The sequence below is a fragment of the Euzebyales bacterium genome (assembly GCA_035461305.1).
GTDB lineage: Bacteria > Actinomycetota > Nitriliruptoria > Euzebyales > JAHELV01 > JAHELV01.
The window spans coordinates 1-14,279 of the sequence record DATHVN010000036.1 but is presented as its reverse complement, the minus strand read 5'-3'; the positions used below and the strand labels follow the sequence as shown (position 1 = coordinate 14,279).

Below are 14,279 nucleotides of genomic sequence, written 5' to 3'. Positions count from 1 at the left end.
ACCGCGCCCGCGGGGCGGTCCGGTGCCCCGCGCGCTGTGGTCCGCGACGCGTGTGCGCCCGGTCCGGCCGAGGGCGCATGACCGCCGATCACCGGTCACCGTGGCTGCGGTCGCCGCCTTGCTACGCTCCGGGCCCTGATGCAACCACAGCTGCTGGGACACCCCAAGAGCAGGACGACGCGCAAGGCGCAGCGCTACTTCGCCGAGCGCGGCGTCAAGGTCGCCTACAACGACCTGCGCAAGCGCGCTCCCAGCCCCGGTGAACTGCGGAAATGGGTCGAGCGGTTCGGCGTCGACGGCGTGATCGACCGCGAGTCGGCGGCGTACCGTGACGCTGGTCTGGGATACCTGTCCGCGGGCATCGACACCTGGCTGGACCAGTTCGCGGAGCAGCCGCTGCTGCTCCGCCTGCCGCTCGTTCGGTGTGGCAGCGACCTGTCCGTGGGCGACGATCCGGCGGCATGGCAGCGCTTCGTCGACCAGGTCAAGGGCCGGTGAGTGGCGGGTGCCGGCCGGGTCACCACGGCGACAACCTGAGGCGGATGCTTGCACATCGGGCTCAGACGGGGCAGGTTGGGGCCGCGAAGGCGGGTCGCGGTGCGATGCTGTACGCGTCATGTCGCCCGTTCATGCGACGAACGGGCCTCCGCACCCCCTGAGGTTGTCAAACATCACACGAGGAGTCAACGTTGAACAAGGCAGAGCTGATCGACGCAGCTGCCGATCGCGCCGACATCGCAAAGAACAGCATGTCCGAGGCACTGGACGCGGTGCTCGAGACCATTACCGAGACCGTCGCCCGCGGCGACAAGGTCACCCTGACCGGCTTCGGGACCTTCGAGCGGCGGCACCGGGAGGCACGCACTGGCCGCAACCCCCAGACCGGCGATGAGATGCACATCCCGGCGCAGGACAGCCCCGCGTTCAAGGCGGGCAAGGCGTTCAAGGACGCCGTCAACGGCTGACCCCGACCCGGTCGACGACGCCACGGCATCGCGGTCGTGGCGTCGAGACCAGGGCCTCGCGGGCGCGGCCTCAGGTCGCGCACCGGGCCTGCAGCGTCCCGGCCAGGCCGGGGCGCTTCTTCTTTCCCATGGCGTCCGGCGAGGTCCTCCGCCCCCGACGCGTGGCGGGCCCGGACCTGCGATCGCGTCAGCCGGTGAGCCGCAGGTGGTGCATCAGGTCCATCGGTGACATCACGAGCCCGGTCACGAACGGGCCGAATTCGGCGTAGTGTGCGCTGACCTCGTCGAAGCGCATGTCGTAGACGATCCGCTTGATCGCAGCCGGGTCGTCGGCCAACAGCGTCACACCCCACTCCCAGTCGTCCAGGCCGACCGATCCGGTGATGAGCTGCAGGACGCGCCCGCGGTAGCTGCGTCCGACGTCGGCGTGACCGACCATCAGCGCCTTGCGGGCGGCGAAGTCCAGCGCGTACCAGTTGGCGTCGGGGTCGCGTCGCTTGCTCATCGGGTAGAAGCTGATGACTCTCCGGTGGGGCAGCTGCGGAGTGAGCTTGTGGCGTGCGTAGGTGGCCATCCGCTCGCGGAACGCGGCCAGTGCCGTCTCGTACGCCTCGGAGCCCGCCACGAGCCCCTCCTCCTCGACGAGGCGGGCGGCCTCGTCGTCCTCGGTCGACGTGTACTCGCTGGTCTCGGTCAGCGACAGGTAGGACGCCGCCGGCACGAGCACCTGGCCGAGCGGCGAGCTCGCAAGGTCGACCGAGAAGCGGTCGAGCTCGGTGAGGTCGGGGCCGAGGGCCATCAGCCCGATGTCGGCCTTCTGGCCCAGCACGCTGAACGCCAGCACCTGGCAGCCCTCGCGCTGGTCGAAGGCGTCGACGCGAGCGGCGAAGTCCCGTGCTGCGCCTCCGGCGCCGTCGGTCAGCTCGTGACGCACGTGGAAAAACAGGTGCAGGACGGCACGTCCCTCGGACGGGATCACGGGCTCGGTCGCCACTGACGGTTCCTTCTGTCGCGTCGGCCCTGAAGCTTAATCACGCGGCGGACGTCCGTGGATCGTGGTTGGTCCTCGCGGCGCTCCGACGGGTAGACCATAATCGTCTCGGAGGATCTCACCGTCAGACTGCCATCGATGGAGCAGAAAGCGAGCCGATGACGCGGACACACAGCAAGGGACGCACCCCCTTGGAGGTACCGGCCGACCACCACCTGACGACGCGGCTGTGGCAGCACGCCGAGCGGTCGGCGGGCCAGGAGGCACTGCGCTACTGGGCCGACGGTGCGTGGCACCCGCTGGCGTGGGGCGAGCTCGCCGACCGCGTGCGTGGGATCGCCGCCGGGCTGATCGCGCTCGGCGTCGGTGCGGGCGACCGCGTCGCGCTGATGAGCCCGACGCGTGCCGAGTGGACGATCGCCGACCTGGCCATCCTCGCCGCGGGCGCTGTCACCGTCCCGATCTACGAGACGAGCGCCGCGGACCAGTGTGCGTGGATCCTGTCGGACTCCGGTGCGAAGGTCGCGATCTGCGCGGACGCCGGGCACGCCGGGACGCTCGAGGCGGTGCGGGACCGCGCCGACGCACTGACGGAGGTCTTCGTCATCGACGACGGGGGACTGGACGCGCTGGCGGCGCGTGGCGCCGACGAGCTGTCGACGGTCGACGAGCGGGTGGCCGGCGTCACCGGCGATTCCGTCGCGTCGATCATCTACACGTCCGGGACGACGGGTAACCCCAAGGGCTGCGTCCTGACCCATGCCAACCTCCTGGTGACCGCCCGGCAGGCGCAGCTCGCCCTGAGCAGCCTGCTGTTGCCGGACGACGCGTCGACGTTGCTGTTCATCCCGCTCGCACACATCTTCGCCCGTGTGATCCAGTTCGCTCTGCTCGACGCCGGCACCGTCCTCGGCTTCGCGCGTTCGGTCCGGACGCTTTCCGACGACCTGAAGTCCTTCAGGCCGACATTCCTCCTGGCCGTGCCGCGCATCTTCGAGAAGGTGTTCAACGCTGCGCAGGCCAAGGCCCAGGGGCCGAGGGCGAGGATCTTCGACGCCGCCGTCGCGACGGCCATCGAGTGGTCCGAGTCCGACGATCCCGGCCTGGTCACCAACGTCAAGCGGGCGGTGTTCGACCGTCTCGTCTACGCCAAGCTCCGTGGGGCGCTCGGCGGCCGCATCCGCCACTGCATCTCGGGTGGTGCCCCGCTCGCGCCGCACCTCGCGCACTTCTTCCAAGCCGTCGGGGTGGACATCCTCGAGGGGTACGGCCTGACCGAGACCACGGCGGCGTCGGCGGTCAACCCACCCGAGTGGAACAAGATCGGCACCGTTGGCCAGCCGTGGCCGGGCACCGAGTTCCGCGTGGCCGCCGACGGTGAGCTGCTCATCCGCGGTCCCGGCGTGTTCCAGGGCTACTGGCAGAACGACGCGGCCACCGCCGAGGTCCTCGACGACGACGGCTGGTTCCACACGGGCGACCTCGGCGCCATCAACGACGACGGGTTCGTCACGATCACGGGACGCAAGAAGGAGGTCATCGTCACTGCGGGAGGCAAGAACGTCGCGCCGGCGATCCTCGAGGAGCGGCTCAAGGCCCATCGGTTGATCTCGCAGGTCATGGTCGTCGGCGACCAGAAGCCGTTCGTCGGTGCGCTGATCACGCTGGATCCCGACGAGCTCGAGACCTTCGCCCGCGAGCAGGGGCTGGGCGATGCGAAGGAGGCGGCGCAGTCCGAGCAGGTGCGCGGCGAGGTCGACCGGGCGGTGGCCGAGGCGAACACGGTCGTGTCGCGCGCCGAGTCGATACGCAGGACCGCGATCCTCGAGCGTGACTTCACGATCGAGGACGGCGAGCTGACGCCGACACTGAAGGTGCGGCGCATGATCGTCGCCGACCACTTCGCGGCGACGATCGACGAGCTGTACTCCCGCTGACCCCGCCCGTGGCGGGGAGTCCGACCGGTGCTCCCGATGGGTCAATCGGCCAGGATGCGGGCTGCCCAGACGCTGACAGCGGCGGAACCACCGGCAACGAGGACCGTCAGGCCACGGCGGCGTGAGGCAGCGGGACCGCCGCGGAGGATGGCCAGGGCGTCGACGCCGTCGGCGAGCGCGCCGGCCTCGACCCAGCCCCGCAGACCGCTTGAGCCGTGGCGCGCGGCGAGCAGCGCGCCGAGCCCGAGTGCGAGGTCCCGGGCGCCGAGCATGCGCACCGTGATCGTCTGCGCGGGGGACGTCGTGCCGAACTGCAGCCGAGAGACCAGGCGTGGTGACAGCGTCGCGCCGACGCCGATCGCGACGCGGGCCACTGCGATCCCTCGGACCGCGAGGTCCGCGAGCGCGCCGTCATTGTCCATGGCTGCCTCCAACGGTCGCTGTTTCGGCGTCCGAGGCTACCGTGTGGGCATGGCTGCAGACCCGACCGTGCCACGGTGCGCGTTGCACCGTGACACCGGCGCCAGGCGGCGGTGTGCACGCTGCCAGCGTCCGGTCTGCGACACGTGCCTGCAGGACGGGGACGGTGAGGCGCTCTGCCCGGCCTGTCGGCGCGAGATCGCAGGGACGTCGCGCCGACCGCAGCCGCGCGGATGGCGGACGGCGCCGGTGACCTACGGGCTGCTGGCGGCCTATGTGGCGGTCTTCGTCGCCGGGGCGATCAGCGGCGGGCGAGCGTCGCCGATCGTCCTGCTCGGTGCCCAGATCAACGACGCGGTGCTCGCCGGGCAGTGGTGGCGGGTGCTGACCGCGACGCTGCTCCACGACGGCCTGACCCACCTCGCGTTCAACGGCTACGCCCTGTACGTGCTCGGACCCCAGCTCGAGCGGGGGGTGGGCAGCGCCGCCTTCGCCACGCTGTACCTCGCGGCGGGGCTGGCCGGCGGGATCGCGTTCCTGGTCGGCGCGCCGGGTCCGGTCGCCGTCGGCGCGTCCGGCGCCATCTTCGGGTTGTTCGGCGCCTACCTCGCCGCTGCCTGGGCCAACCGTGACACCCCTGCAGGAAGGGCGGGGCTCACGCAGCTCGGCGTGCTGCTCGCCATCAACCTCGCCCTGCCGCTGCTCATCCCGAGGATCGCCTGGCAGGCCCATCTCGGTGGCCTCCTCGTCGGCGTCGTCGTCGGGCTGGCGTGGGCGGCGCGCATGCGTCGCACCGATTCCGGCGCGGCCGGAGGTCGGGTACTGCCACCGGCCGTGCTCGCCGCCGTGCTCCTGGCGGGCCTGCTCTGGTACACCTAGGCTGCAGCGATCGCGTGGTCGCCGGCACTGGAGCACCCGGATGAGCGAATCGGTAACGGAGCGCCGGACGATTGCTGCACCACCGGCGACGATCCTCGACGCGATCATCAACGTCGACGTGTACCCCGAGTGGCAGCGCGACGTTCAGTCGGTCGAGGTGGTCGACCGCGACGACGAGGGCCGACCCGCACGGGCGCGCTTCGTCGTCGACGCCCGCCTGTTCACCGCCACCTACACCCTGGACTACACGTACACCGACGACGCGGTCCGCTGGGAGCTCGTCGCGAGCGACCAACTGCGTGAGCTCGACGGCGGCTACACAGTCACCGACGGAGGTGACGGCACGTCCGCCGTGACCTACGAGCTCCGGGTCGACCCCACGATCAGCGTGCCGCGCTTCATGCGACGGGCAGCGGCCGAGAAGATCGTCCGTAGCGCCCTGGACAACCTCCGGCAGCACGTCGAGTCCGCTCCGTGACGACCGCCGGCGACGTCGCGCGCGTCCTGATCCACACCGGCAAGGGGCGGTTTCGGCAAGAACACCGTCGCGGCCGCCACCGCGGTCCGACTGGCGCGTGATGTCACCGGACCCTCGTCACGTGGACCGACGTACCGCACTCGCTCGGTGACGTGCTGGACCGGCCACTGGGGGACCGGCCTGCTGCTCGACCCTGTGCACACGTCGGTCCGGATGGTCGTCACACCCGACCGGGTGGTGCTCGCCGAGGCCCGTCGGGTGCTCACGTCGCTCGGGCTGTCGGCCACCCGATCGACGCCGTGCTGGTCAACCGCGTGGTCCCGGCGGACGTCACCGACCCCTTCCTCGCCGGCTGGCGCGCGCGTCAGCAACAGGTCGCAGCCGAGCTCGATGCGACGATCGGAGAGGTGCCGCGGCTGCGGGTCGACCTGGCGGCCCGAGAGCGCGTCGGCGTCGCGGCGCTCGGCGATCTCGCCGACGAGCTGTACGGCACGGCGGTCGCGGCGACCGTGCTGCACAAGGGACCGCGTCCCGAGGTCGTCGACCGGCGACGGGCATGCGCTGCGCCTGCCGCTGCCCGACAGCGCGCCCGACGACGTGGAGCTGACGAGCTGTAGTCAACGTCGGCGGCTAACCCGCAACCTGGTCCTGCCGACCGCGCTGCGCGCACGCCGGGTCACGTCGGCCAGGGTCACCAGCGGATGGCTGTCGATCGGCTTCGACCCTCCTGGCCGCACGTCCGCCGGCCGAGACGCCAGCGCCTGACCGGCTCCGGCCGCGACGCCACGCGGACCGCGCCCCCGTTAGACTGCGCGCATGGGTGACTCCGCGGCGGGCGACCACGCCGACCAGTGCCAGTCGTGTCCCGTGTGCCTCCTGCTGCGTGCCTTCGACGACCTGCCTCACCAGGTCAGAGCCCATCTCGCGGCCGCCGGGCGCGAGCTCCTGCTGGCGCTGCGGGCCGCGGTCGACGACGTCGGCACGGCGGCCCGGCCGGGCGACGACGTGTGGATTGACGAGCGATGCGGTACGTCACCTGACACGTCACCACCTGATGACCGTGCGCATCACCACCCTGCACCCGCGGCACCGTTGCGCCGCATCGCAGTGCAGTGAACGGCAGCGACAGCGCTGTCAGCGACGCACCCACCACACACCGACCCACCCACCACACACCGACCCACCCACCACACACAAGGAGCAGCCGTTGGAGGTCACCGCCACCGCAATCCGGACGCTGCTGAACCGGCAACCGTCGTCCCTGCCCGTCACGTCGGTCTACCTCAACACCGACGGATCGCGGTACCCGCGTCCCGCCGACTACGAGGCCAGGCTCGACAACCTGCTGCGCGACGTGCGGCGTCACGCGGCGTCGTTGGACCACGACGCGGCAGAGGCGGTCAAGACCGACGCCGAGCGGATCAGCCGCTGGGTGCGGACCACCTTCGACCGCAGCGGCGTCAAGGGCGTGGGACTGTTCGCCAGCGGTGGGGAGATCTTCGAGCACCTCGAGGTCGCGATGGGCGTCCGCAACATCGCGCGCGTGTCGGACCGGCCCTACGTCGTGCCGCTGCAGGCGCTGCTCGGCCGGCACCACCACATCGCGTTGGCGATCGTCGAACGCGACCGTGCGCGCATCTTCCGCTACGAGCTCGGGCAGATCCTAGAGCACGTCGACGTCACCTCCGACGTCCACGGCCAGCACGAGCAGGGCGGCTGGTCCCAGGCGCGGTTCCAGCGTGGGATCGAGCACGACGTGCTGCTGCACATGAAGGACGTCAGCGACATCCTGCTACGCCTGCACGAACAGGAGCCGCTGGACTGCCTGGTCGTCGCGGGTCCCACAGCGGAGGCGTCCGAGTTCGTGCGCAAGCTGCACCCGTACCTGACGAAGGTCCTCCATGGGGACCTGATCAGCATGCCGTTGGACGCTGACGCGGATCACCTGCGCTCGGTCCTGCGCGACGCCGAGCAGGAGCTGGTGTCGGGCCGTCGTCGGGAGCTCCTGGCGCGGCTCGAGGCGGGCAAGGGCTCGGCGGAGCGGGACGCCCGCGGTGTCCGCCACGTCGTCGAGGCGGTCAACGCGAAGCGGGTCGACGTGCTGTTCGTCGTGGAGGGTGCAGGCGAGCCGGGGTGGAAGAGCGCCTCCGGAGCCCTGGCGCTGCACGAGCACGAGGCGGCCGCCTACGGCACTCCCGTCGAACCAGTCGACGACCTGATCGACGAGATCATCGAGCAGGCGGTGCTCAGCGGCGCCGACATCGAGTTGTTCCGTGACGGGACACGCCTCGACGGTCACTCCGTCGCGGCGCTGCTGCGATTCTAGGGACCGTGATGCGCGCCGTCGGGGTCGATGTCGGCGGGACCAAGGTCCGCGCGGGCCTGGTCGACGGCGCAGGGACGATCATCGACCAGGAACGGACTGCCACGCCCGAGGACTGTGCGCAACGGCTGAAGGCGATCGTCGACCTGGTGACCGAGGTCGTCGCACGCACCGGTGCATCCGGCGTGCCGGTCGGCGTCGGCGCCGCCGGGTTGGTCGATCTGGCCGGTGTGGTCCGCTACGCACCCAACCTGGACTGGCGTGACGCGCCGCTGCAGGACGACCTGGCCGACGCGCTCGGCGTCGCCGTGCGCGTCGAGAACGACGCGGCGGCCGCCGCGTGGGGCGAGTACCGCGTCGGTGCCGCACAGCACGCGTCCGGCGGCGCGCTGATGCTTACGGTGGGCACCGGCGTCGGAGGCGGCCTGATCATGGACGACCGGCTCGTCCGCGGCGCGACCGGGGTCGGTGGCGAGTTCGGGCACATCATCGTGGCCGAGGGCGGTCCGCGTTGTCCCTGCGGCAACCGGGGCTGCCTCGAAGCGCTGGCAAGCGGTTCGGCGATCGGCCGGATGGCGCGGACCGCCGTCGCTGATCGGGAGGCGCCCGACTCGGCGCTGTACGACGTCGGCGAGGTGACGGGAACCGCCGTCACGCGTGCTGCGCAGGAGGGCGACGTGCTGGCCGGGCGGATCCTCGCGCGCGCCGGCACGTGGTTGGGCGTCGGCATCGCGTCCCTGGTCAACGGCCTGGACCCGGAGGTGGTGCTGATCGGTGGCGGGGTGCTCGCGGCGGGCGTGCTCCTGCTCGATCCGGCGGTCGAGGCGTACCATGCCCGCGTGGTGGCGCGCGGGCACCGCACCGTCCCGCCGGTGCTGCGTGCAGAGCTCGGGGACGACGCGGGGCTGATCGGTGCTGCGCTGCTCGCCGGCGCCGCCTGATGAACCGGGAGGTGGGCGCATGGGCACACCGACCGATCCGACCCGTGCGCCACCGCTGTACGTGGCGATACGGGCCGTCCTGCGACCCATCGTGCTCGGTGCGCTGCACCCAACGGTGGAGGGCCTGGCCAACGTGCCCGACGAGGGACCGGCGATCCTGTGCTCGAACCACCTGTCGATGCTCGACCCTATCCTGGTCCCGCTGCTGCTCGACCGCCCGATCGTGTTCCTGGCCAAGAGCGAGTACTTCCACGCCGGACCATTCCGCTGGCTGTTCGACGCCCTCGGCGTCGTGCCGGTCGCTCGTGCAGGAGGGTCTGCGGCGCGCGCCGGCCTGGATCGCGGCACCGACGTGCTCCGCGCCGGTGGTCTGCTGTGCCTGTTCCCCGAGGGCACCCGGTCGCCGGACGGTCGGCTGTACCGTGGCAAGACCGGCCCGATCCGGCTCGCGCGGCGCAGCGGCGCGCCGATCGTGCCGGTCGGGCTGATCGGCACGCGGGAGGTCATCCCGCCGCACACGTTCGTGCCCCGTCTCGGTGCCGCGGTCACGGTGCGCTTCGGTGCACAACTGCTGGTTGGCGACCGGGCCGATCTCCGCTCCGAGGCCGACCGCCTCATGGGGGTGATCCGGACGTTGACCGGTCAGACCTACGTCGACGCCTATGCCCGGCCCGTGCAACGGGCGCGCGTGTCACGCGACGCGCTCGACGCGTTCGGTGAACGGCACGACGCGCAGTCGGGACCGGGCGCGAACCACGACGACCGTCGATGAGGTCGGCAGGTGTGCGGGGTTGCACGTGGCCCGGCGGGTGGGTACAAGTCGAGACTGCACGTCAGCAGTCGATCGGGAGGTTCGTGTGACCCAGCCGCACCACGGACCGTCCCGGACCGAGGTCAGCGACCTTCGAAACATCGTCGACCGGCTCGACCTGCTGATGGGCGGACCGGGTCCGAGGTCGGGTCACGGTGGCACGTCGGCGCGGGACGAGGCGGTCGCGGCGCTGGAGGAGCGGGTCGAGGCCCTCGAGAGCGAGGTCGAGGAGCTGCGCACGCTCGTCAACCACCTCATGACGATCGCGACCTGGCAGGCGAAGGTCACGGCGACCCTGGTTGACGACCGCGCCGACGACGTCGATGACGACCTAGACCTCACCCGCTCGGAACCGGCGCCGCAGCCGCAGTACGGCGGCGCAGGGCAGCCGTCCGGTGATGAGCCCCACCGTGATGGTGGGGACGCCCCGGTGGCCCACAGGTCCTCGGCGCCCGCGACCGCCCTCGACGACGACATCGACGAGATCCTGGGCTCCGACCGCGGCGGTTCGCACCACGATCCCCCGCCACCCGACTTCGGCATCTGACGCGTGACCGGACCCACGCGACCCCGTCACGAGCCGAGGGGGCAGGGAGGTGACCGTGACCCTCGCAGACGCGCAGCACCCACCGGCCGGACCGAGGGGCGGTCGCCATGCCGCTGCGGCCCGTGACCTCGCACACCTGCACCGGCTGATCGGCGTCATGCACCGCCACACGTCACACGAGCTCGCTGACGAACGTGAGCTGGCGCTGCTCGCCGGCGCGGTGTCTGCGTCGACCGCCGAGCAGCACCTGCGGGCGATCGGTGCTCTCCTCGCGACGCTCGACACGTACGTGCGTTGCCGTCGTCGGCACGACGAGCCTGCGCACACGCCCGCGTCGGAGGGCGACGCGGCGCGGGTGTCCGCTCCGCCGACGGCACCGGACACGGTGCTGGCGGCGGCGGCGGCGCGGTATATCGCCCGCGACCTCGCGGCCCGGCGCCTGTCTGAGTTCACGTCAGCGGAGGGCTACCGCCTGGCCCGGTGGCTCGCCAGGATCGGTGACGTCGAGGCGCCCGTCGAACGGCTGCTCGCGGAGGCGAGCACGATCAGGCTGCACCCAGCTCCGCTGACCGACGCGGTGTCGCACAGCGCCGGATGAGCGGCGGCGGTCCCGGCGTCAAGCGATCCACCTCGGTCGGTGCGTGGGAGTGGTGCACCCGGGAGTGGGGCCTCGATGGCGGGCGTGCCATCGTGGCTGATCTACGAGCTACCTACCGAATGCGACAGGACGGTGGCCGGAACGGGCTGGCCGTCGTATCACATCGCATCAGCTGAGATGCGCCGGCCGGCGGACGGTCCCAGCGCGGTTGAGAGGCGCTGTCCGACGTCGTCGGGCGGACGCTCACAGCTCGGCGGCCGGCTCGTCGAAGCGGTCGGCGATCAGCTCGCGCACACGCGCGAGCGCCTGCTGACCGTCCGGGCCGCCCGCCCGGACGATGATGGTGGTTCCCGCGCCGGCGCCCAGCGCGACGAGGCTCAGTGTGCTGGCGGCGTTGGCGTCCTCGCCTGTGTCGGCCCGCTCGACACGGACCTGCGCGTCGAGCCCGCGCACGGCCCGGCTGATCTGGCCGGCCGGACGGGCGTGCAACCCGCCGACGTTGGTCAGCTCGAGCTCGACCGACTGCCCGAGCTCAGCGGTGTCCTCCTCCTCGGCCGGCTCGGCGGGGCCGCACACCCGTGCGGCGGCGGCCGCGACCTGACCAAGGTTCGCGCCGCCGCCCGCGGTGCTCGCCGCGGCGATCGCGCCTTCGACGAGCGGTGCGTCGACGACGAGCACGCGCTCGCGCTGGTCGTAATCCAGGAACTCCAGCGCCGACTCGGCGGTCATCTCGGCGCTGCCGAGGTCGTACAGGATGACCGCGCCGTCGCCAGAATCGGCGTCGTCGATCGCCGCCATCACCAGTTCGAGGCTGGTGCCCAGCTCACCGTCGTCGGTCCCGCCCGCCAGCGCGAACGGGACCTCTGGCTCCATCTGTGCGACCAGGTCCCGCAGCCCTTCGACCAGGCGGTCCGAGTGGCTGACGAGCACCAGGCCGACCATGCGGCGTCGTCAGCCCGAGACGTCAACCCAGTCGCGGGTGCGTTCGACCGCCTTCTTCCAGCGGGCGTAGCCCTCCTCGCGCTGGTCGTCGCTCCACTGCGGCTCCCAGCGCTTGTCCTCGAGCCAGTTCTCGCGCATCTCGTCGGTGTTGTTCCAGAAGCCGACGGCCAGGCCTGCGGCGTACGCGGCTCCCAGCGCGGTCGTCTCGGCCACGACCGGCCTGGACACCGGCACGCCGAGCACGTCGGCCTGCAGCTGCATCAACGTGTCGTTGACGGTCATCCCGCCGTCGACCTTGAGCACCTCGAGGTCGACGCCCGAGTCGGCGTTCATCGCGTCGGCCACGTCGCGGGACTGGTAGCAGACCGCCTCGAGTGTGGCGCGGACCAGGTGCTCCTTGGTGTTGAACCGTGAGAGCCCGAGGATGGCCCCACGCGCGGAGCTGTCCCAGTACGGTGCGAACAGCCCCGAGAAGGCCGGTACGAACACGACGCCGCCGTTGTCCTCCACGCTGTTGGCCAGGCGCTCGGACTCTGCCGCGTTGGCGATGATGCCCAGCTGGTCACGCAGCCACTGCACGGCGGAGCCGGTGACGGCGATCGAGCCCTCCAGGCAGTACACGGCATCGTCGTCGCCGAACTTGTATCCCAGCGTGGTCAGCAGGCCGTTCTCGCTGTGCACCGGGTCGGTGCCGGTGTTGAGCAGGAGGAAGTTGCCGGTGCCGTAGGTGTTCTTGCCATCACCGACGTCGTAGCAGACCTGCCCGACGGTCGCCGCCTGCTGGTCGCCGAGGTCGCCGCACAACGGGATCTCCCGCCCGAACGGCCCGCCCTGGCGGGTCGTGCCGTAGTAGTTGGGATCCGACGAGGGCCGGATCTCGGGCAACATCGCCCGTGGTACCCCGAAGATCTCGAGCAGCTCGTCGTCCCAGTCGAGTGTCTCGAGGTTCATCAGCATGGTCCGGCTGGCGTTGGTCACGTCGGTGACGTGCACACCGCCGTCTGTGCCGCCCGTCAGGTTCCACAACACCCAGGTGTCGGTGTTGCCGAACAGGGCCTCGCCGTTCTCTGCCTTCTCACGCAGGCCGTCGACGTTCTCGAACAGCCACTGCAGCTTGCCGCCCGAGAAGTACGTCGCGATCGGCAGGCCGGCCTTCTGTCTCACGGTCTCCTCGTGGCCCTCGTTCTGGTGGCGGGTGACCAGGCGGTCGTTGCGCGTGTCCTGCCACACGATCGCGTTGTGGTACGGCTTGCCTGTCTTCGGATCCCACACCACGGTCGTCTCGCGCTGGTTGGTGACGCCCACGGCGGCCAGGTCGCTGGCCGACAGGTTCGCCCCGCCCAGTCCCTGCTCCACGGCGCTGCGCACCGACTGCCAGATGTGCAGTGGGTCGTGCTCGACCCAGCCGGCCTGCGGCAGGATCTGCTCGAACTCGAGCTGCGACTTGCCCACCTCGGCGCCCGCGTGGTCAAAGACCATGAAGCGGCTCGATGTGGTGCCCTGGTCGATAGCTCCGACGTAGTCAGCCATAGCTGTCCCTCGCCTTTCCAGGTCGGTCTGCACCGACCTCGTTGCGGTGTCAGGCGTCGTCGACGCCCGGTCCCTCCTCTGGCTTCTTGTCCGAGGCGTCCTCGGCCGCGGTGTGGACGAGCTCGTCGTCACTGGTCATGCAGGCGATCAGGATCGCCGTCGACGTCGCCCCGGGGTCCTGGTGCCCGATGCTGCGTTCGCCCAGGTAGCTGGCCCTGCCGCGCTGCGCCAGCAGTGGCACCGTGGCGCGCTTGCCCTCGTCGGCCGCCTCGGCTGCGGATCGCAGCGCCTCGCCGATGTCCCGGCCGTCGTCGACGGCCGCGCGCAGGGCATCCACCGCCGGACCCAGCGCGTCCAGCATCGTCTTCTGGCCGCGCTCGGACTTGCCGCGCTGGGCGACGCCCTCGAACGCGGCATCGAGCGCTGCAACCAGGTCGGCGCCGTCGAGATCGTCCTTTCCCTCGACGGCCTTCGAGGCGCGCAGGAACCCCGTGCCGTACAGCGGCCCCGCCGCGCCACCCACCTTGGAGATCAGCGCCATCGCGACGGACTTGAGCAGCGCGGCGGGTTCCTCGCCATCTAGCCTGTCGAGCGCGGCCTTCATTCCGCGGTTGAGGTTCTCGCCGTGGTCGGCGTCGCCGATCGCGCTATCGAGCCTGGTCAGCAGGCGGCGGTACTCGGACACCGCCGCCGCGAACCGCTCGATGAACCCTGCAACCTGCTCCGTGCTGACGCTCATGCTGTTCGTGCCCATCGCCGTCTGCCGCGATCGGTACAGATCCGTGCCGTTCGCCGCTGTACTACATTCCCTTACGCAGGGCCGGGGTATGCACGGGTGCGTCCCAGAGTTCGACCATCTCGTCATCCAGGCGGAGCACGGTGAGCGACGTGCCGGCCATCTCCAGCGAGGTTCTCCA

17 protein-coding genes are annotated in these 14,279 nt (G+C 71.1%); 12 read left to right on the top strand and 5 right to left on the bottom strand.

Translation table 11 applies throughout. The annotated features are described in order from the left end of the window. The first annotated feature begins 138 nt into the window (after nt 1-138). Together VK923_03035 and VK923_03030 are read left to right on the top strand one after the other, a co-directional pair. Nucleotides 139-498 (top strand): ArsC/Spx/MgsR family protein, encoded by a 360-nt coding sequence (locus VK923_03035; protein HSJ43641.1) that lies wholly within the window; start codon nt 139-141, stop codon nt 496-498. A 191-nt stretch (nt 499-689) separates the two neighbouring features. Then, entirely contained in the window at nt 690-965 is a 276-nt protein-coding gene (locus VK923_03030; protein ID HSJ43640.1) for an HU family DNA-binding protein, read from the top strand. 187 nt (nt 966-1,152) lie between these two features. Here VK923_03030 and VK923_03025 read toward each other — a convergent pair whose 3' ends face one another. Beyond that, nucleotides 1,153-1,959 (bottom strand): chlorite dismutase family protein, encoded by an 807-nt coding sequence (locus VK923_03025; GenBank protein ID HSJ43639.1) that lies wholly within the window; start codon nt 1,957-1,959, stop codon nt 1,153-1,155. Between the two features lie 155 nt (nt 1,960-2,114). On the opposite strand from VK923_03025, the gene VK923_03020 reads away from it, so the two are divergent. Continuing rightward, entirely contained in the window at nt 2,115-3,893 is a 1,779-nt protein-coding gene (locus tag VK923_03020; protein ID HSJ43638.1) for a long-chain fatty acid--CoA ligase, read from the top strand. A gap of 41 nt (nt 3,894-3,934) precedes the next feature. On the opposite strand, the gene VK923_03015 is transcribed toward VK923_03020, so the two are convergent. Continuing rightward, on the bottom strand, nt 3,935-4,315 hold the full coding sequence (locus VK923_03015; GenBank protein HSJ43637.1) for a hypothetical protein: 381 nt from the start codon (nt 4,313-4,315) through the stop codon (nt 3,935-3,937). A 247-nt stretch (nt 4,316-4,562) separates the two neighbouring features. On the opposite strand from VK923_03015, the gene VK923_03010 reads away from it, so the two are divergent. The 9 genes from VK923_03010 to VK923_02970 all read left to right on the top strand — a co-directional run bounded on the left by VK923_03010 (nt 4,563) and on the right by VK923_02970 (nt 10,890). Further along, nucleotides 4,563-5,192: a rhomboid family intramembrane serine protease gene (locus VK923_03010; GenBank protein HSJ43636.1), complete on the top strand. Its 630-nt coding sequence runs from the start codon at nt 4,563-4,565 to the stop codon at nt 5,190-5,192. Between the two features lie 40 nt (nt 5,193-5,232). After that, nucleotides 5,233-5,670 carry an SRPBCC family protein gene (locus VK923_03005; protein HSJ43635.1) on the top strand — a complete coding sequence of 146 codons (438 nt, stop codon included), beginning with the start codon at nt 5,233-5,235 and terminating at the stop codon, nt 5,668-5,670. Nucleotides 5,671-5,822: 152 nt separating this feature from the next. Further along, nucleotides 5,823-6,287: an ArsA-related P-loop ATPase gene (locus tag VK923_03000; protein ID HSJ43634.1), complete on the top strand. Its 465-nt coding sequence runs from the start codon at nt 5,823-5,825 to the stop codon at nt 6,285-6,287. Between the two features lie 199 nt (nt 6,288-6,486). Continuing rightward, nucleotides 6,487-6,786 (top strand): hypothetical protein, encoded by a 300-nt coding sequence (locus VK923_02995; GenBank protein HSJ43633.1) that lies wholly within the window; start codon nt 6,487-6,489, stop codon nt 6,784-6,786. A gap of 91 nt (nt 6,787-6,877) precedes the next feature. Further along, nucleotides 6,878-7,996, top strand: a complete 1,119-nt coding sequence (locus VK923_02990) for a Vms1/Ankzf1 family peptidyl-tRNA hydrolase (GenBank protein ID HSJ43632.1) — start codon at nt 6,878-6,880, stop codon at nt 7,994-7,996. Between the two features lie 8 nt (nt 7,997-8,004). Then, entirely contained in the window at nt 8,005-8,934 is a 930-nt protein-coding gene (locus VK923_02985; protein ID HSJ43631.1) for an ROK family protein, read from the top strand. Between the two features lie 19 nt (nt 8,935-8,953). Next, nucleotides 8,954-9,706, top strand: a complete 753-nt coding sequence (locus tag VK923_02980) for a lysophospholipid acyltransferase family protein (protein ID HSJ43630.1) — start codon at nt 8,954-8,956, stop codon at nt 9,704-9,706. A gap of 85 nt (nt 9,707-9,791) precedes the next feature. Then, nucleotides 9,792-10,292, top strand: a complete 501-nt coding sequence (locus tag VK923_02975) for a hypothetical protein (protein HSJ43629.1) — start codon at nt 9,792-9,794, stop codon at nt 10,290-10,292. 55 nt (nt 10,293-10,347) lie between these two features. Beyond that, entirely contained in the window at nt 10,348-10,890 is a 543-nt protein-coding gene (locus VK923_02970) for a hypothetical protein (protein HSJ43628.1), read from the top strand. A 243-nt stretch (nt 10,891-11,133) separates the two neighbouring features. On the opposite strand, the gene dhaM is transcribed toward VK923_02970, so the two are convergent. The 3 genes from dhaM to dhaL are packed head-to-tail and all read right to left on the bottom strand — an operon-like array spanning nt 11,134 to nt 14,101. Beyond that, the gene (dhaM, locus tag VK923_02965; GenBank protein HSJ43627.1) at nt 11,134-11,832 is read right to left on the bottom strand and encodes a dihydroxyacetone kinase phosphoryl donor subunit DhaM; all 699 of its coding nucleotides are present in this window, start codon (nt 11,830-11,832) and stop codon (nt 11,134-11,136) included. Nucleotides 11,833-11,841: 9 nt separating this feature from the next. After that, nucleotides 11,842-13,362, bottom strand: coding sequence for a glycerol kinase GlpK (gene glpK, locus VK923_02960; GenBank protein ID HSJ43626.1), 1,521 nt, complete (start codon nt 13,360-13,362; stop codon nt 11,842-11,844). 49 nt (nt 13,363-13,411) lie between these two features. Continuing rightward, a complete protein-coding gene (gene dhaL, locus VK923_02955) occupies nt 13,412-14,101 on the bottom strand; it encodes a dihydroxyacetone kinase subunit DhaL (GenBank protein HSJ43625.1) in 690 nt (229 codons plus the stop codon). Between the last annotated feature and the right edge of the window lie 178 nt (nt 14,102-14,279).

Bases quoted from the DNA above. Each gene is read 5' to 3' on its own strand.
- VK923_03015 (HSJ43637.1), bottom strand. From the start codon at position 4,315: ATGGACAATGACGGCGCGCTCGCGGACCTCGCGGTCCGAGGGATCGCA.
- dhaM (HSJ43627.1), bottom strand. From the start codon at position 11,832: ATGGTCGGCCTGGTGCTCGTCAGCCACTCGGACCGCCTGGTCGAAGGG.
- VK923_03035 (HSJ43641.1), top strand. From the start codon at position 139: ATGCAACCACAGCTGCTGGGACACCCCAAGAGCAGGACGACGCGCAAG.
- VK923_03005 (HSJ43635.1), top strand. From the start codon at position 5,233: ATGAGCGAATCGGTAACGGAGCGCCGGACGATTGCTGCACCACCGGCG.
- glpK (HSJ43626.1), bottom strand. From the start codon at position 13,362: ATGGCTGACTACGTCGGAGCTATCGACCAGGGCACCACATCGAGCCGC.
- VK923_02985 (HSJ43631.1), top strand. From the start codon at position 8,005: ATGCGCGCCGTCGGGGTCGATGTCGGCGGGACCAAGGTCCGCGCGGGC.
- VK923_02995 (HSJ43633.1), top strand. From the start codon at position 6,487: ATGGGTGACTCCGCGGCGGGCGACCACGCCGACCAGTGCCAGTCGTGT.
- dhaL (HSJ43625.1), bottom strand. From the start codon at position 14,101: ATGAGCGTCAGCACGGAGCAGGTTGCAGGGTTCATCGAGCGGTTCGCG.
- VK923_02980 (HSJ43630.1), top strand. From the start codon at position 8,954: ATGGGCACACCGACCGATCCGACCCGTGCGCCACCGCTGTACGTGGCG.
- VK923_03020 (HSJ43638.1), top strand. From the start codon at position 2,115: ATGACGCGGACACACAGCAAGGGACGCACCCCCTTGGAGGTACCGGCC.